The following is an 18139-nucleotide window of genomic DNA, read 5'->3' on the forward strand; positions in this document are numbered from 1 at the left end:
GCCTATGCACGCTTGGTTACTACAGCATCAATCAGGCCATAATTCTTGGCCTCTTCTGCACTCATGTAATAGTCTCTTTCTGTATCTGCTGCAATCTTCTCCAGTGGCTGATGTGTATTGGCAGCCAGTAATTCATTCAGCATACGCTTTGTGTACTGGATACGGTCAGCAACAATCTGAATTTCTGTTGCCTGTCCCTGTGCACCACCTGATGGCTGATGGATCATGATGGTTGAATGCGGCAGAGCCAGACGCTTGCCCGGTGTACCGCCTGCCAGCAGGAAGGCACCCATACTTGCAGCCATACCCATACAAATTGTTGATACATCGCATTTAATAAACTGCATGGTATCATAGATAGCCATACCTGCGGATACAGAACCGCCGGGACTGTTAATATACATCTGAATATCCTTACCCGGATCTTCAGATTCAAGGAAAAGGAGCTGTGATACAATCAGATTGGCGGATACATCCGTTACTTCTTCTCCAAGGAAAATAATTCTGTCTTTTAAAAGTCTGGAATAAATATCAAAGGCACGTTCGCCTCTGCTTGACTGTTCAATGACTGTAGGTACTAAACTCATCCTTATCCTCCTGTCAAACCAGATATGCCCCGCATATCTGTCAATGTCAGCACTTTACTCAGTCAAAACGCTGTTTAGACTGATTCAACACCACAGGGCTGCGGCAAACTTCTCTGCGGCAGCCCTGCTATCTTACGTTATGATTATTCTGCGTCTTCTACAGTTGCTTCTACTTCAGTTACAGGAACTTCTACAGCAGCCTCTGTGATCATGTCAAGTGCTTTCTGCGCAGCGATATCGCTCTTGATGTTCTCTGTTTCTTCGTCAGCGAAGATTTCTTTAACCTTGTCTACTGTCAGACCATATCTTTCAGCAATGTTCGCGAACTCTTTCTCAACTTCTTCTTCACTTGCTGTGATGCCTTCAGCTGCAGCAATTGCTTCAAGAACAAGTCTGTTCTCAATGTTCTTCTGAGCCTGTGGTTTCATCTGTTCAAGAAGGCCGTCCGGTGTCAGGCCTGTAAACTGATAGTACTGAGCCATAGAAAGACCGTTGGACTGCATCTGCTGAGCAAACTGATCCATCATCTGTCTTGTCTGAGTAATTACCATAGGATCCGGAATATCCATCTCAGCGTTCTCTACGATCTGTCTGATGATCTTCTCCTGTTTCTCCTGACGTACAGCTTTTTCTTTCTGTTCTGCAATGCCTTTCTTTACATCTTCTTTGTATTCATCAAGTGTATCAAATTCAGATACATCCTGAGCGAATTCATCATTGATCTCCGGAAGTTCTTTCTTCTTGATCTCATGAACTTTTACTTTGAATACTGCAGCTTTGCCTGCAAGGTCTTTAGCCTGGTAATCTTCTGGGAATGTTACATTTACTTCTACATCAGAATCTGCTGTCGCACCAACAAGCTGGTCTTCGAATCCAGGGATGAAAGAACCTGAACCAAGTACCAGAGGATGGTTCTCAGCTGTACCGCCTTCGAATACTTCACCATCTACAGAACCTTCGAAGTCGATAACAACTGTATCGCCGTTCTCAGCTGGTCTGTCAACTGTAATCTCTCTTGCGTTCTGTTCCTGAACTTTCTTCAGTTCAGCTTCGATTTCTTCGTCTGTTACTTCTACCTTATTCTCAGGTACTTCGATACCCTTGTACTGGCCAAGTGTAACTTCTGGTTTAGTAGCAACTTCTGCTGTAAAGATAAACTCCTTGCCTTTTTCCATCTGTGTAACATCGATGGCTGGCTGAGATGTGATCTTGATATCCTTTACTTCTGCAAGTGCCTTGTCATATTCTTCCGGAATAACGATGTTGGCAGCATCTTCATAGAACATGCCTGCACCGTACATCTTCTCTACCATTGCCTGAGGCACTTTACCTTTTCTGAAACCTGGAATGGAGATCTGGTTCTTCATCTTCTTGTAAGCCTGTGTAATCGCCTTATTGAAAGTTTCAGCTGGAACTGTAATTGTCAGTTTCGCCATATTATGTTCTAATTTCTCTACCTGTACACTCATGATATTAATATCCTCCTTCATCTATCCCGAAACCGGTCCCTCCAAAGTGCGGAGTCGGCCTGTTTTCAAGCGCTTATGGATTTAAGTATATTATACATCCGGGCATATGTAAATAGGGGAGAGCCACTTTTTTCTAAAAAAAACATAAAAAAACGGCTGTTATGGTAAACCAATCAGTCAAAAGTCAGCTATTCCTGCTGAAACACACTTCCCTTCGAAGGTGAACGTAGCAGTACTAAGATTGCCTGACTTTTCTTGTCACACTCACTTCGCTGCAGTGATATCAAAAAAAGCTCATGTCCAGCATCCTTACTGCCAGACATGGGCCTTCTGTTTTTTTTCTTCACATTTTCAATAACGCATTCATAAATGTACCAGCAATGTTAATATATCATCATTTTTAAATTATTTCGCCGACTCCGCATGACGGTTATTATACAAAAACATCAATGCTGACATACCGAAGATCAACACATATCCAATGATACTGATCCAATCCGGCAATTCGCCGAAGAAGATGAAACTCCAGATGGCTGCGAAAATGACCAATGTATAATCATAAATGGAGATTTCTCTGGCCGGGGCATACTTGTAGGCGGCTGTGATGCCAAACTGACCTACGGCTGCGCCTGCGCCTGCACCGATCAGAATCAGAAACTGCTGCAGTGTCATCGGTTCGAAGAAAAAGATAATGTACGGCAATGCCGCCAGGCATGAAAATGCCGAAAAAAAGAACACGATGAAAGGCCCTTTTTCACCTTTAATACCAAGATACCGCACACAGGTGTACGCACCGCCGGCACACACACCGCCGATGAAGCCGCAAAGCGCCGGAAATGTGGCTGTCAGATCAAAAGATGGCTTGATGATAAACAAACTGCCGATAAAAGCGATCACAATGGCAATACACTGGAAGGGTGATAACTTTTCCTTCAGGAAGATGTAGGAAAAGATCAGTGTAAAGAAAGGTGATAACTTGTTCAACATGGAAGCATCCGACAGCACCATATGGCTCAATGCATAAAAGTTACAGAAAATACCAATGGTTCCAAGTACAGCGCGCAAAATCAATGCCGGCAGATTCTCTTTCTTGCAGGAAAAACCCGCTTTGCTTCTATATAATAAGATAAACGCAATAATCGCTGCCACAAGATTTCTAAAAAAGCTCTTTTCAATAGACGGCAGATCACCGGACAGCTTCACGCATAAATTCATAATTGAAAAGCCAAATGCTGAAATCAAAATACACACAATGGCTTTATTTTTCGTATTCATATAACCAAACCTCTCATCTCTTAATATTCGCTTTGTCTGACTATTTTCACCTGATCATTTTCCTTCTGATGCCAAAAGACTTTGTATCTCAACAATCTCTTCCACTTTCATTCTGCTCATGGCACTGTTATGATACCGGCCGTCATAAGTCACATCTTCACCAAACCATTCCGGCGCCGCAAAGCTTTCCGCTTCTTCAATACTCGGAAATTCCACTTCCGCCACAACAATGCCTTCAAACAGGCCTTCAAAAACATCCAGCTCTATTGTATAGGCATGAAAAGGTATCAGATAACGTCTTTTGGTAATAATATTGCCATCTGCTTTCTGAAGAAGATGGGCATATGAATCTGCATCCAATGGCAGATTGTATTCTTCCCTGGCCATCATGCCTCCGCCTTTGTAGGTCATATAATAATTCTCATCTTCACGGCGTACTCTGACAACAGGACGCACATTCAGATAGGCCTGTTCGATCAGATGGCTCTTGTATTGTTCCGGATGCTCCGGCATTTTTTGAATTAAAAATTTACGCTCTATTTCCATAAAACGACTCAAAACCTCCTAATTATTCCACTCATAGTTTCTGTACGTCATTCACATACTAGTAACAGGATAAACAAAAACACTTCAAAAAGCAAGTCTTGTTTGTCCTTTCAGATACAGGATAAAACGAACCAAAAAACGGAGGTGTCACAATGACAAACAATTCTAGTTCTACAATGGAAGTACCACAGGCAAAAGACGCAATGGATAAATTCAAAATGGAAGTTGCCAGCGAAATCGGTGTGAACCTGAAACAGGGTTACAACGGTGACCTTACCAGTGCCCAGGCAGGCTCCATTGGCGGTGAAATGGTTCGGAGAATGATCAAGCGTCAGGAAGAACAGATGGCCAACGGCGGTATGCAGTAACTGAATCTCGCAATCCATTAGCTGCCATTCCCAATCAGCCGCCCCAGGCGGCATTTGCAGACTGCAGCTGATGACTGTAGCAAACGCCGGGAAAGCGGATCCAAAAGGGTCCGCTTTTTCCGTTTCCTGATTGATTGCCTGACACACCGCTTTGCTTGCCCGACACGCCTAAAATAACGCAAAAAATTCGGGGATGTTGCTCAAAGACATACATCCCCTCATCATTCGCATTCATTCAATTGATTCTATTCGTCTTCCTCATCATCTTCAACAGCAGCCGCTGAAACAGCTGATGCAACGGTTGCAACAACTACCAGAACCGCAACGATGACAACTCCGAGAATTAAAACCGGAAGAAACACTGACATAAAATCCATATTCTACACCTCTCTTGCTCCTGCCTCACACTGCCTGTCCTTAAACGAGCCGAACACGTTCAGTGCCTATTGCCTATGGACATTATAGCATGTTCCCCAAAAAATGCAAAGTTTTTTATAATACACTGTCCAAAAAAAATTGTAAATAATATGCATTCCCACGCTGAGCGCTTACTTGGAAGCCTCTGATTCTGTCTCTGTCGGAGCAACTGCAACTGCATTCTCTTCCAGAACATTGAGGACTTCCTCATTAATGATCACCTGACGCAGATACTTCTGGCTGTAATCCTTCTCCAGAGTTGCAACATCTGAATAACCGCTCTGCTTTGCATACTGAGCCACCTTCTCATCATAAAGGGTATCCGGATCGATCTTCTCAGCCTTGGCAATGGCACATACAACCAGCATATTGCCTGCAACCTGCTTGCCGTAATCTGCTGCATCCTTATTGAAATCATCTTCTGTCTGATTCATATACTGTGTCAGGAAATCAGAAAATTCCATACCGAAGTAGGACGCATACTGCTGATAATAACTTGTGTACTGTGCAGAATACTCTGTTACCAGTTCTTCCGGGATTTCTTTGATCTCTGCATTGTCCACAGCCTGCTGAAGCAGTTCCTTCTGCTTGCTGCTCTCTGCTTCAGATTCCTTGTTCGTCTGCAGCTGTGACTTCACATAAGCACGATATTCATCAACGGTTGAAACATCTGTAATGCTCAGTCCCTTAACAAAATCATCTGTCAGTTCCGGCACAATGTCATCGCCTTCGATGTAGTTCACTGTTACATCAAAGTCAACCGCCTTGCCCGCCAGATCCGGGTTCGTCTTGTAATCATCCGGGAACTTCAGGTTCAAAGTCTTCTTCTCACCCGGCTTGACACCGATCAGGCCATCTTCAAAACCATCAATAAATGAATCAGAACCGATTGTCAGTGATGCACCGGAGGCTGTACCGCCTTCAAAAGTCTCACCATCAATCTTGCCTTCATAGTCAATATTGACTGTATCACCGTCTTCAACGGCTCTGTCCTTGATCTGCTCCGGTGTTGCATGGGCTGTCAGGGTACTGTTGATCTGTGATTCCACTTCTTCATCTGAAACAGATGTATCTGTCTCTGTATAAGTCAATCCCTTGTAATCACCGAGCTTGACCAGGGATTCAACATCATAGTCATACGCATAAGCGTTCGTATCTTCAGTCTCTGTTTCGGTCTCTGAGGCAGATTCCGATGCAGACTGCGCTGCTGATTCTGTCTCACTGCCTGCAGCAGTGTCTGTACTATTGGCACTTCCTTTGCCGCATGCACACAATAAAAGAGCTACGCCGAGGCATGCAGCTCCCAGTTTTAAACTTTTCTTCATTGTAATTCGTCCTTTCATATCCAATGATATTATTTATACCACATAATAGAGAAAAATAAAAGCTTTTATACAAATTTCACAGTTTGTTCAAATTCTTAATGTCGTACTCAGGCATCAAATATCTCGGTTTTGCCTTCCACATCCGCGCCGTAACAAAGCCCCTCCGACTCCGGCACGACCTTGCCGTTGCTGGCCTCTGTCACTTCCTTTATAAAAGCAGCATACTGCGTATCCGGCACAAGCAGCTGCATTTCAACACCTTCCGTATAGAGGGTATCAAGAATCATCAGATTCAGTTTGGCCGCCAGATACTGCATCTTGCCCAGCATTGTATAATCCATGCTCATCCGCACCCTGCGGCAGAGAAACTTCTCTATTATAAGACTTTCCTTCAATCCTTCCTGAACAGCCGCAGAATATGCTCTGACAAGACCTCCTGTGCCGAGCAGTGTGCCTCCAAAATACCGGGTCACCACAACAACTGTATTCTTCAGCTGCTGCCCCATCAAAACATCCAGCATCGGTTTGCCCGCCGTCTGAGCCGGCTCCCCATCATCACTGCATCTGGCCGTCTCATTGGTCACACCAACGGAAAATGCATGGCAATTATGCCTTGCATCCCAGTACTGTTTTTTTATCTGCTCTATAAAAGCAAGGGCCTCTTCCTCTGATTCCACATGCGCCGAATGGGCAATGAAACGTGACTTTTTCTCAACAATTTCTGCTGTACCGCCCCTGTACACTGTCTTGTAATTGTTCACTTTATTGATTTCTGCCATTCCCAACTTCCTTACTTTATCTTTTTGTCAAGTTTATTCTATCACCTTCTTAAAAATTATGCTATCCCCTATTATTTCGAAAAAAATACACTTTATTTCAGTAAGCTTATTTGCTATAATGATAGGACGAAGGAGGTTCAGTAATGGATTATAGTAAACAGAATAATGAAAAAAAGCGCAAGAAAATCCGTTCCAATGCTGCTAAATCCAAGAAAAAGATTACTTTCAATATATTCCGTTTCACAATGCTTGCTATTTTGCTTATTGTTATTGTCGGTATCGCTGCCGCCATCGGTGGCTTCAAGGGGGTCATCGACAGTGCACCTGATATTACCGCCAGCAATGTGATGCCGAGTAAACTCAAGTCCGTCATGTATTATCCCGACGGACAGGAAGCGATTGAACTGGTAGGCGCCCAATCCAATCGAACGATTGTGTCGATCGATGATATTCCCAAGTGCCTTTCAAACGCCTTTGTAGCCATTGAGGATAATCGCTTCTATGAACATAACGGCATTGACCCGAAGGGTATTGTCCGTGCCCTTTTCGTTGGTCTTTCCCATGGCGGCAATTTCTCAGAAGGTGCCAGTACCATCACCCAGCAGCTGATCAAGCTCACTGTATTCAACGGTGGTGCCGAGACAGATATGATGCAGCGATTCAAGCGTAAGTTCCAGGAGTGGTATCTCGCTCTCAAGCTTGAGAAAGAGATGTCCAAGGACGAGATCATGGAAGCTTACCTGAATACCATCAACCTCGGCCGCGGTGCCTATGGTGTAGAAGCCGCTGCGGAACGTTATTTTAATAAGAAGTGCAGCGATCTGACGGTTTCCGAATCAGCGGTTATCGCAGCGATCGCCCAATCACCTTCCTACAACAACCCCATTGATTATCCGGATATCAACGCCCAGCGTCGCGACAAGATTCTGAACAATATGCTGACCCTTGGTCTTATTACACAGCAGCAGTATGATGAAGCCAAGGCTGATGATGTCTATTCACGTATTACCGAAGTCAACAAGACAACGAAGTCCAAGGATATCATCTATACATGGTTCGAAGATGCTGCCATCGATCAGATATTAAACGACTTGCAGGAGAAGCTTGGCTATACTTCCGCAGAAGCCAACAATGCCCTTTACAGCGGCGGTCTTCAGATTTATCTGACACAAAGCCGTCACATTCAGGATATTGTCGACAGCTATTATAATGATGATGACAACTTCCCATCCACAGAGTACAGACTCCACTGGGCTCTGACTTACAAAGACAAGGACGGTGAGACCGTCAACATTGATGAGAATTCTCTGCAGAGCTATTATGGCGCTGATGACTGTGATCTGCTTTATGACAACGAAGACCAGGCCAAACAGTCTATTGCAGAATTTCTTGAAGCCAAGGGCATTACTGATGACGATATCATCGCCCAGAGCTTTGATATGACTGTACAGGTACAGTCTTCATTCGTTCTGATGGATCAGTCTACCGGTTATGTACTGGCCTTGAGCGGCGGCCGCGGTGAGAAGAAGACAAGCAGAAGCTTTAACCGCGCCACCCAGTCCACACGACAGCCCGGTTCTGTTTTCAAGACGATTGCCGTTTTCCTTCCTGCTCTGGATTCCTGTGGGCTTTCACTGGCATCTACCAAGGAAGATGAACCTTATACAACTCCTGACGGCTACCAACCGTTCAACACCAATGCCAACTCCTATCAGGGAACGACAACCATCCGTGAAGCCATTACTTACTCCATGAACGTTGTTACTACCAAGTGGCTGGTTGAAGATGTCACACCGGAGCTTGGTATTGAATATCTTGAGAATCTTGGCATTACAACCATGGACGAAGACCGGGATGCTTACGCACCTCTGGGTCTTGGCGGTATCTCCAATGGTGTAACGAACCTTGAACTGACAGGTGCTTATGCGGCTATCGCCAACGGCGGTGTCTATACAGAGCCTATCCTTTACAGCAAGATTCTGGACAAGGACGGCAATGTACTTCTGGACAATGTACCTGAGAAGCACACAGCCATGAAAGATTCTACTGCATGGCTCCTGACAAGTGCCATGGAAGACGTTGTATCCAAGGGTACAGGTACTTCCGCACAGATTTCCAATTACGGTATTGCCGAAGCAGGCAAGACCGGTACAACTGACGACTACAAGGATTTATGGTTCGTTGGTTATACACCTTATTACACAGCCGGTATCTGGTTTGGTTATGACGACAGCACACTGATGCGCTACCGTCTCGGACGCAACTACAACGCGCACAAGGTACTTTGGAAGAATATTATGAATGAAGTCCTTGAGGGCTATGAGGACAGAGATTTCGTGATGCCGTCTGACGTTGAGAAGCTCCGCGTCTGCAGCAGCACAGGTTTATTGGCATCTTATGGCTGCAACGTTATTACCGAGTATTTTGCCAAAGATACTGCGCCGACGGAATACTGTTCGAAGCATAGCTATCGTTATTACGAGAATAGTTATGATGATGACAGCAGCTCATCATCGTCCTCCGGCAGCAACAGCTCGAACACAACGTCCGGGGATAATTCCGGCAACGGCAACTCCGGTGCTGACAATTCCGGCGGCGATAATTCAGGTGGTGGCAATTCCGGCGGTGACAATTCCGGCGGTGATAACTCCGGCGGTGATAACTCCGGCGGTGATAACTCCGGCGGCGAGAACTCCGGCGGCGACAACTCCGGTGGCGACAATTCCGGTGGCGACAATTCCGGTGGCGACAATCCCGGTGGCGATAACACTGGCGCCGAGCAATAAACATTGCACATAGTCTAAGACTAATTTAAAAGGCTTCAAATAACAAATCCTGTATGGTGTTTGTTATTTTGAAGCCTTTTTAGATTTTGACTACACGATATTCACTTTATTTATACTTTTTTATCTATTGCGAAATTCTTCAGCTCATGCTCTTATTTCTTGATTTTGGAATTGCACACCAGGGATGCCAAAAAAGCAAACACCAGTGATCCACTGATTCCTACTGCCGAAGCCGTAAAGCCACCCGTAAAAAGCCCGAAAAATCCCTGATTATCTACAGCTTCTTTCACCCCCTTCCACAGGTTATACCCAAAACCAAGAAGCGGCACCGTTGCTCCGGCCTGCCCGAAATCAACGATAGGCTTATAAATTCCCAACATGCCAAGAATGGCGCCTGAGCATACCAAAAGTACCATGATCCGCCCCGGCATCATCTTTGTCTTCTCCATCAGAAGCTGCACCAGTGCGCAGATAACGCCGCCTGTTATAAAAACTCTCAGATAATCAACAAGCATTCTGTTCTCCTCCTATTTCATAAAATATCTATTTACTTAGTATTTAAATTTTCATATTTTCTATGTGTTGAAATCTGCCCTTTTTTAATCATCAGAGTACGCTCAAAATACAAAAAAGGTCAAAAAATAATTCAAACACCTGGCCTGTGTTTGAATTATTTTTTGACCGGTTATTGATTTCTCTATGTGCGTTCTGCCTATTTAGAAATCCCGGATTTTATCGTCTGTTTCGTCCGTCGTTTTGTCAATTTTTCTGATTTCTACATCATAACCGTACTTGTCATTGACCTGGACATGGACTGTATCACCGACACGATGCCCCAACAATGCTTTACCGACAGGTGAATCAATACTGATCAGACCATGCAGCACATCCTCACGGACGGTCGTTACGATACGGTATGTTTCTTCCTCATCTTCATCTTCAAAATAAACCGTTACCGTATTATTCAGTCCAACCTCATCATCCTTGGAATGATCCTTGATGACTTTTGCTGTCTTGACCATTCTTTCAAGATAGCGGATTCTGCTTTCGTTTCGGTTTTTTTCTCTCTTGGCTGCCTGATACTCGAAATTTTCACTGAGATCTCCCTGTTCCCTGGCTTCCTTGACAGCCGCCAGTGCCTCCTTACGGACAACAACCTTACGGTGTTCAATCTCTTCCTTCATCTTCTGAATATCTGCCTCAGATAATTCATCATACATCTTCTATCACATCCTACTATTCAATATTCCGCTTTCTTTGACGGACCGAACAGCTTCCTGAATGGTCGGCACATCCAAAACCAATGCAAAACGGACAAAGCCTTCTCCAAGGCTTCCGAAGCTGCTGCCCGGTGTCACTATGAGACCGGTTTTCTCCATTAATTCCATCACAAATTCATTGGAATTAGCAAAGCCTTCCGGAATATGAGCCCATGAAAACATGGTCCCCTGGCTGAGAGGCACTTTCCATCCGATAGATGTCAGCCCCTCTGAAAGGGCATGATTACGGCGATCATATTCTTCACACTGTGCTTTCACTGCGTCCTGCGGACCTGTCAGGGCTGCAATGGCACCATACTGAACCGGCAGGAAAATACCATAATCAATTTGGGAACGTACATTTTTAAACTTATCAATAACTGCCTGATTGCCTACAACAAAGGACATTCTGGCACCTGTATAATTATAGGATTTGGACAATGAATAAAATTCAACGCCCACGTCCCTGGCTCCCCTAAAAGAAAGGAATGATTTGCCGACTCTGCCGCCATAAATAATATCCGAATAAGCATTGTCGTGCAGAATGATAATGTTGTATTTCTTCGCAAATGTGATCAGTTCTTCATAAAAAGAATCAGGTGCTGTCACACAGACCGGATTCAGCGGATAGGACACAATCATCATCTTTGCCCGTCTTGCCTGTTCTTCAGGAATCTTGTCGAATTCAATCAGGAAATTGTTCTCAGGATGCAGGTCATAGGTTTCCACCTTTGCACCACAAAGGAAAGGGCCTGCTGTAAAAACCGGATAACCCGGATTTGGCACAAGCACTACATCTCCCGGGTCACAAATCGCCATGGCAATATGCGCCATTCCCTCCTGGGAACCATAAATAGACATAATTTCTTCATGACGAATGCCCTTAACACCATAGCGCTCTGCATAATGATTGCTGACTGCATCCAACAGTTCCGGCAGATCAGCCAATGCGTATTTGTAATTCTCAGGCTTTGAAGCAGCTTCACTGACTGCATCCATAATATGCTGGGCCGGTTTGAAATCCGGTGTACCTACAGACATATTGTAAACCTTCCGGCCGGCCTTCACCAGCTCGTTCTTTTTATCATTTAAAGTCGCAAAAATACCTTCTTCAAAGGAATCCAGACGACTGGCAAAATTAAACTCCATCTTCTTATCCTCCTGTATAACGCTACAGTCTATTGTAAACCTTTTTTGAAAAGATGCAATCCTGATTTTTATTCGTATTTTCAACAGCTGTTATGACATACTGCCCCTGCCAGACCAACTGTCGGCAATGAATATCCGACAGCGCACCGGATGCAGCCGCTTCATCGCACACCGTCCTCTTGCTGTACATATGCAATACCTCTCCCGGCACACATTCTGTCCTTTCAAAAGCCGCAAGTCCCTCTCCCGTCAGTTTGATCATCGCTTCTTTCATCGTCCAGACACGCATAAAGGCCTCATCCTGCCTATCTGATTTCTGAATATATAAGCGTTCTCTATCTGTCATTTTTCGAAGAACACTTTTGGGATAGGGCCTGATTCTTTCTGCATCAATACCTATCGGTATATTTCCTACCGCACACACCACCAATCCGCCGGTGTGACTGATATTAAAATGGACATCCGGCAAATCGTGAAAAAGTGGCTTGCCGGATGGCCCATATGCAAATATCAGACTTTCTTCCTTTGACAGGAAATCCTTGGAAACTCCTGCTCTGAGAAGTGCTGTTTTTAAGAGCTGACGGCCGACAGCATGCTGATATTTGCTCTCCTCAACGACCATCATGCCATTTCTGTCATAATTTGCAAAATAAATATTCATACACTATACTTCCACAGAAAATTCGACAACTGCTTCTCCATGTCCATCCTGAATCATCAGCCGTCCACTTCCTGCTTTGCCGATTGAGCGTACATAAGTGCCCGCAAAGCCGTTTTTCATAACAATCACCGACGGCCCGATCAGTTCAATATCACCTTCTGTCTTCAGTACCAGCGGCGTCTCATATCCATACAGATGCTGACCACTCTCACCGACAGCTTCAATGTGCACAGTTGCTGCATCGTAGCTGCTTTCTTCCATCATATGCTGACGATCCGTTGTAATCTGCAATCTGACTTCAGGTGTCGGCGTAATACTTGTCCCGGCAACAACCGTATCATCTTTGATGGCCTCAATGCGCCATGTCACCGCGTATCTTCTGGAAAATGCCAGCTCGGATTTCTGTTGAACAAACAGCTCTTGATCCTTCTCGGATTGTTTTTTCAAAAAGACTCTATTTGACGTTTCTTTCTGTTCTTTTGGTTTTTCTCCTGTACGAACAATTTCAGACAGATGTTCAACAAAAATCGGCGGATGTACCAGATCTCTGAATACCGTTTCATCCGGATAAAATTCACCAATCAGCTTTTCGTCACAGTAAAGTAAAATATGGTCTGCATTGGTCATGACCATAAGCCGGTCATCCATCGGCAAAACTGCTGCGCATACTGGTTCGTCCTCCCGCTGACTCTTGAAAAAAGCAACCGCCATCTTCGGATTTCTAAACGCATCCATAAGCCCTCTGCTGCAAATGCCGTCACTGCCGCTGTACTTGCGGCTAACCGGATAATCTGCCATAACAGGCGCCAGACTGCCTGCAAAACTGTCATTGCTCTCCACAGCCCGCCACACGCTTGCCTGCCGCATGGTCTGTCCAATCAAATCATTTATTTCTGTGCCGACTTTTGTCTGCACATTCAGAGACTTGTGCCCGGATAAAAGGCAAGTTTTCGACAAATCCTGAATGATATTTTCACTGCTGATAGAAACACTGGCAGCATCCTCACTCATATCATCATACAAATACACATCTTCATAAAAATGACTGCCTGCAAAATCTCTCTCACCGCCTGTCTGCCGATAGACATCCAGTTCTCTGGCCAAACGGCTTGTCTTATAATAAAGTGCATCTTCATCATCAGAATCACTGATACGCGTATCCCACAGGATCACAGATGGATGATTGCGATACTGCATCACCATTTCACGGACATTTCTCACAGCAATTTTCTTCCACCGTGTATCGCCGATAAACTGCCAGCCCGGAATTTCAGGAATGACAAGCAGGCCAATCTCATCGCACCTGTCCATAAAATACTGCGACTGTGGCCCCTGCATCGTCCGCACCGCATTCGCTCCCAACTCGAATTTCAACAAATCCGCATCCAGCTGCTGCGGTGATTTCGGCATAGCATACCCCACATAAGGCCAGCTCTGATATCTGCTAAAACCGCATAATTTCAGGATACGTCCATTCAGCCAGAATCCCTCTCCATCAAAAACAGCTTCCCGGAATCCGACTCTTACCTTCTTCGTGTCTACACACTGTCCATCTTTCAGAAGTTCCACCGTCAGTACATAGAGAATCGGCATATCCACATCCCATAGCATCGCTTCCGGCACTGTATAGGTCAGACAGGACGTTCTGAAATGCACATCCGCTGTTTTTAAATCCCAATGCTGAAGATCTTCACCCTCCAAAGGAATCTCTGTCCAGGTATCCAGATGAGCGGCCAGTCTCAATCCTTCCGTATACGCATTCAGCTTAATTTGTGCCTTTAATATCTTTTCATCGGTTCTGACATCCGGGGTGGCTGTATAAATATCTTCTATATAATATTCATCCTTCACATCCAGATAAACATCCCGATATATGCCGCCGTAAGTCAGTGACTCTGTCACCGATCCAAAAGGCGGCTGATTCAGTTTTTCTCTGCTGTCTAAGCGCACGGTAATCACCTGTTCACGTCCATCCACAAGAAACGGTACAATATCCACCGAAAAAGCTGTATATCCACCATAATGTTTCATCGCCAGCTTCCCATTCACATAGACGACGGCTTCATGGGCTGCCCCTTCAAAGGTCAGTATCAAATGACCTCCACGCCATGCATCTTCTACTATCAGACTGCGTCTGTATCCGCAAAGCTGCTGCACAGACATTTCATCAAAATTACTGTAGGACAATTCACACACACTGTGTGGAATCCGCACCTTCCGAAGTTCTGACAGATCAGCCTCCGGGTTCAACAGATCCTCTGTATAATTTCTTGCAAAATACCAGTTGTCATTTAAATATATTCTCTGCATTGATCTCTCCTGCTCATTAAAAGCCGCACAGCATGTATCCCATCAGTTAGATGGCCCGTGTAGCCTCTTTTAACCAAGCCTGTTCTTCTTCATTCAGATGCGGTCCGATGACCTCGTAAATCTTCTGATGATAATCATTCAGCAGCTGCCTTTCACGCTCTGTCATCAATAACGGATCTACACCATCCAGATCAAACGGTACAAGTGTCACGGTATCAAAGTACATAAACTGACCGTATTCATTCTTCTCGCCCTTCATGCAGACCATCAGATTCTCATGCCGCACACCGAATTTATCCGTCAGATAAACCCCGGGTTCATCTGACGTCAGCATACCTTCTTCCAGAACACAGCCTTCATTGCGATTCGGCAGCATCTTCCAACGGAAGCCATTCGGACTCTCATGCACATTCAACAGATAGCCAACACCATGACCCGTACCGTGATTATAATCCATGCCGATCTGCCACAGAGGTTCTCTTGCCAGATAATCCAGATTATAACCTTTGCATCCGTGCAGGAAATGCGCACCTGCGAGATTCAGATTGCCCCGAAGTACCAGTGTAAAGAATTTCTTCTCCTCCTCTGTCAACTCACCCAGTACAAAAGTACGTGTGATATCTGTTGTTCCCTCCAGATACTGACCGCCTGTATCCATCAGAAGTAATCCCTTTGGCGCCAGCTTGGCATCTGTCTCCGGTGTTGCAGAATAATGCACAATGGCACCATGTTCCGCATATCCGCTGATGGGTTCAAAACTAGGTTCAAGATAGCCTTCCTGCTCTTTACGGAAGCTTTCCATCTTCTCTGCAGCACTGATTTCTGTCATTGGTACTTTGCCAATATTCTTCTTCAGCCAATACATAAATTTTGTCAGGGCAATGCCATCTTTGATATGAGCCTGCCGAATATTCGCTACTTCCACCGGGTTCTTGATGGCCTTCGGCAACAATGTCAGATTCTGTTCATCAACCTTCTTCGCAGATTCCGGCATTCTCTCAAGTATAGCATAGTTAAGCGCTGAACCATCGTAGATCACGGTCTGGTTCTCTGTCAGTTTTGCCACATCCTCATAAATGCCATTGTATTCAAAAAATTCTACACCGGCGTTCTCCAATGTCTTTCTGTCCGCTTCCTTGAAATCTGCGGCATTGGTATAAAGTCTCAGACTATCGGCACTCATCATCAGATACGCCAGAACAACCGGGTTATCCTGTACATCGTTGCCTCTGAAATTCAAAAGCCATGCAATATCATCCAGAGAAGTCAGTACAAACCAGTCCGCTTTCTTCTCTGCCATTTTCTGACGGATTAGGGCAATTCTGTCCTCTCTGGACTGGCCGGCATAAGCAATATCCAACAGCCATGCAGGCTCTGCAGAAAGTGCCGGACGCTCAGTCCAGATTTCATCCACCAGATCATAGCGGCCATTGACAGACGCTCCTTTTTCACTCAGTCTGCGTACATAGTCCTGACCATTTCTGGCATTGACCGTTCTTCCATCAAAGCCAAGGCACTGTCCCTTTTCAATGTGTGACACAATATAGTCTTCAATAGTCGGCACACCTTCATTGCCCATCTTAAACAATTCAATGCCTGTATCCGCAAGTTGTGCCTCCGCCTGCAGGAAATATCTGCCGTCGGTCCAGAGTCCTGCAAAATTCTGTGTCACAAGGATGGTTCCCGCTGAGCCTGTAAAACCGGAAATAAAAGCACGGCATTTAAAATGCTCACCTACATATTCGGAACCGTGAAAATCCTCCGAACCGATCAGATACATATCCATTTTGTAAGCAGTCATCTTCTCTCTGAGGGCTGCCAATTTTTCTCTTACTGTCATCTTATCTTTTCCTCACTTTGATGTCATTCTTTATTCTGCACTGCAGCCGGACTCAGGATCTGCGCCCAAACCCTGGTGCAGACATCCTGTTTAAACTGCAATAGCCGCTTCCAGGGCCAGCTCTACCATCTCCGCAAAAGCAGTTGCTCTTGTATCTGCATCCAGTTCTTCCCCCGTTACAAGAGAATCAGAAATCGTCAGCAGACAAGCTGCATTCCGGCCAAGCACTTCTGCGTTATGGAACAGAGCAAAGGATTCCATCTCAACACAAAGCAGCCCCTCTTCATCAACCATCTTGCGAAGTACATCATTGGCATCCGCTTCATGATAAAAAACATCACTGGAATGAATCGGACCTGAAACAAGCTTCTTATTCATCTTCAATGCTGTATCCTTAATCTGTCGATTCAGCTCTTCTGACGGATACTGCCAGTTCTTCATATCCAGGCTCTGTGCCTGACCATATGTGGATTCACTCCAAACAGCATCTGCCAGCACCACATCCAATACCTTCAGTTTATCTGTATAGGCTCCTGCGGAACCGATACGGATAATATTCTCCACATCATAGAATTTATATAATTCATACGAATAAATGCCAATGGATGGCATGCCCATTCCGGAAGCCATCACGGATACTGTGACACCTTTATATTGACCTGTATAACAATACACGTTGCGGACATCACTGACAAGCTGGACATCTGCCAGATAAGTCTCGGCAATCCACTTTGCTCTCAGCGGGTCTCCCGGCATCAGAACAGTCTTTGCAATTTCTCCGTTTGCAGCGCGATTATGCGGTGTTGCCATACTCAAATACCTCCAAAACAATTTTCCTTAATCATACCACATTTTCGATTCAAAAGCTATAAGCAGCGTGCAGCCTTCATTGTCTCTAAATGAAATCCTTAGACGTTTGTTCATACAGGCCGCTCCCGCTGCCCGGCTCTGGCAGCAGTACATAAGGTGCCTGCGAATACCTTCGCAGCCGCCTAAGTACTGGCCGAGCCGGAAGCACCTGTATGAACAAACGTCTAAGGATTTCCTTTTTGAAGTTAACCTTCTGCACGCTATTTAGTTTTGACATCAATGTGACATGCTCCCACCACTTAAATCACAGATTTTGAAGTGGGGGCTTCTTGCTCAATGGCTCTACTGAGCCAAGTATCTACAAGCTATCCTCGCGTGCCCCGCGATTCATTTTTCCCCAGTTATGGGATATTTTCATTGTCTGGATACAGACACTTCCCATTTATCCTGCTAACAACATGCGGCGTGCTTCTTCACGTATATTGATTGCCGCATTCAGATCCCGATCTATCCGATTTCCACATCTACAAAGGTATACTCTGTCCGAAAGTTTCAGTT

The 18139-nt window shown here is 45.1% G+C and carries 17 protein-coding genes; 2 read left to right on the forward strand and 15 right to left on the reverse strand.

The window, feature by feature from the left end; all coding sequences use genetic code 11:
- Window positions 1-2: 2 nt before the first annotated feature.
- The 4 genes from clpP to NBH03_RS06645 all read right to left on the reverse strand — a co-directional run bounded on the left by clpP (window position 3) and on the right by NBH03_RS06645 (window position 3877).
- The gene (gene clpP, locus NBH03_RS06630) at window positions 3-587 is read right to left on the reverse strand and encodes an ATP-dependent Clp endopeptidase proteolytic subunit ClpP (protein WP_015512677.1); all 585 of its coding nucleotides are present in this window, start codon (window positions 585-587) and stop codon (window positions 3-5) included.
- A gap of 143 nt (window positions 588-730) precedes the next feature.
- A complete protein-coding gene (tig, locus tag NBH03_RS06635; protein ID WP_117528573.1) occupies window positions 731-2056 on the reverse strand; it encodes a trigger factor in 1326 nt (441 codons plus the stop codon).
- A gap of 405 nt (window positions 2057-2461) precedes the next feature.
- The gene (locus tag NBH03_RS06640; RefSeq protein ID WP_227082290.1) at window positions 2462-3331 is read right to left on the reverse strand and encodes a DMT family transporter; all 870 of its coding nucleotides are present in this window, start codon (window positions 3329-3331) and stop codon (window positions 2462-2464) included.
- 54 nt (window positions 3332-3385) lie between these two features.
- Entirely contained in the window at window positions 3386-3877 is a 492-nt protein-coding gene (locus NBH03_RS06645) for a CYTH domain-containing protein (protein WP_215688936.1), read from the reverse strand.
- A gap of 152 nt (window positions 3878-4029) precedes the next feature.
- On the opposite strand from NBH03_RS06645, the gene NBH03_RS06650 reads away from it, so the two are divergent.
- Complete coding sequence (locus NBH03_RS06650; RefSeq protein ID WP_015512672.1) at window positions 4030-4245, forward strand: alpha/beta-type small acid-soluble spore protein; 216 nt, start codon at window positions 4030-4032, stop codon at window positions 4243-4245.
- A gap of 245 nt (window positions 4246-4490) precedes the next feature.
- Here the strand turns inward: NBH03_RS06650 and NBH03_RS15865 are convergent, their stop codons facing one another.
- From NBH03_RS15865 to NBH03_RS06660, 3 genes are all read right to left on the reverse strand, one after another.
- Window positions 4491-4622: a hypothetical protein gene (locus tag NBH03_RS15865; RefSeq protein WP_015512670.1), complete on the reverse strand. Its 132-nt coding sequence runs from the start codon at window positions 4620-4622 to the stop codon at window positions 4491-4493.
- A 171-nt stretch (window positions 4623-4793) separates the two neighbouring features.
- Window positions 4794-5987 (reverse strand): trigger factor, encoded by a 1194-nt coding sequence (gene tig / locus NBH03_RS06655; protein WP_250798346.1) that lies wholly within the window; start codon window positions 5985-5987, stop codon window positions 4794-4796.
- A 107-nt stretch (window positions 5988-6094) separates the two neighbouring features.
- Window positions 6095-6766 (reverse strand): YigZ family protein, encoded by a 672-nt coding sequence (locus tag NBH03_RS06660; protein WP_117541651.1) that lies wholly within the window; start codon window positions 6764-6766, stop codon window positions 6095-6097.
- Between the two features lie 143 nt (window positions 6767-6909).
- Between NBH03_RS06660 and NBH03_RS06665 the strand changes: the two genes are divergently transcribed.
- Entirely contained in the window at window positions 6910-9552 is a 2643-nt protein-coding gene (locus tag NBH03_RS06665) for a transglycosylase domain-containing protein (protein ID WP_250798349.1), read from the forward strand.
- Between the two features lie 152 nt (window positions 9553-9704).
- On the opposite strand, the gene NBH03_RS06670 is transcribed toward NBH03_RS06665, so the two are convergent.
- From NBH03_RS06670 to NBH03_RS16105, 8 genes are all read right to left on the reverse strand, one after another.
- Window positions 9705-10067 (reverse strand): SpoVA/SpoVAEb family sporulation membrane protein, encoded by a 363-nt coding sequence (locus tag NBH03_RS06670; protein ID WP_015512666.1) that lies wholly within the window; start codon window positions 10065-10067, stop codon window positions 9705-9707.
- 201 nt (window positions 10068-10268) lie between these two features.
- Window positions 10269-10772 carry a transcription elongation factor GreA gene (greA, locus tag NBH03_RS06675; protein ID WP_015512665.1) on the reverse strand — a complete coding sequence of 168 codons (504 nt, stop codon included), beginning with the start codon at window positions 10770-10772 and terminating at the stop codon, window positions 10269-10271.
- Window positions 10773-10778: 6 nt separating this feature from the next.
- The gene (locus NBH03_RS06680; RefSeq protein WP_250798351.1) at window positions 10779-11960 is read right to left on the reverse strand and encodes an aminotransferase class I/II-fold pyridoxal phosphate-dependent enzyme; all 1182 of its coding nucleotides are present in this window, start codon (window positions 11958-11960) and stop codon (window positions 10779-10781) included.
- A 22-nt stretch (window positions 11961-11982) separates the two neighbouring features.
- Window positions 11983-12621 (reverse strand): 4'-phosphopantetheinyl transferase family protein, encoded by a 639-nt coding sequence (locus NBH03_RS06685; protein WP_250798353.1) that lies wholly within the window; start codon window positions 12619-12621, stop codon window positions 11983-11985.
- Window positions 12622-12624: 3 nt separating this feature from the next.
- Window positions 12625-14931 carry a glycoside hydrolase family 2 protein gene (locus tag NBH03_RS06690; RefSeq protein ID WP_250798355.1) on the reverse strand — a complete coding sequence of 769 codons (2307 nt, stop codon included), beginning with the start codon at window positions 14929-14931 and terminating at the stop codon, window positions 12625-12627.
- Between the two features lie 46 nt (window positions 14932-14977).
- Window positions 14978-16771, reverse strand: coding sequence for an aminopeptidase P family protein (locus tag NBH03_RS06695; RefSeq protein WP_250798362.1), 1794 nt, complete (start codon window positions 16769-16771; stop codon window positions 14978-14980).
- Window positions 16772-16861: 90 nt separating this feature from the next.
- A complete protein-coding gene (deoD, locus tag NBH03_RS06700) occupies window positions 16862-17581 on the reverse strand; it encodes a purine-nucleoside phosphorylase (protein WP_015512660.1) in 720 nt (239 codons plus the stop codon).
- A 442-nt stretch (window positions 17582-18023) separates the two neighbouring features.
- Window positions 18024-18137: a zinc ribbon domain-containing protein gene (locus tag NBH03_RS16105; RefSeq protein ID WP_334303175.1), complete on the reverse strand. Its 114-nt coding sequence runs from the start codon at window positions 18135-18137 to the stop codon at window positions 18024-18026.
- Between the last annotated feature and the right edge of the window lie 2 nt (window positions 18138-18139).

Source organism: Coprococcus intestinalis, from assembly GCF_023656595.1.
In the GTDB taxonomy this organism is placed as follows: Bacteria; Bacillota; Clostridia; order Lachnospirales; family Lachnospiraceae; genus Coprococcus_A; species Coprococcus_A intestinihominis.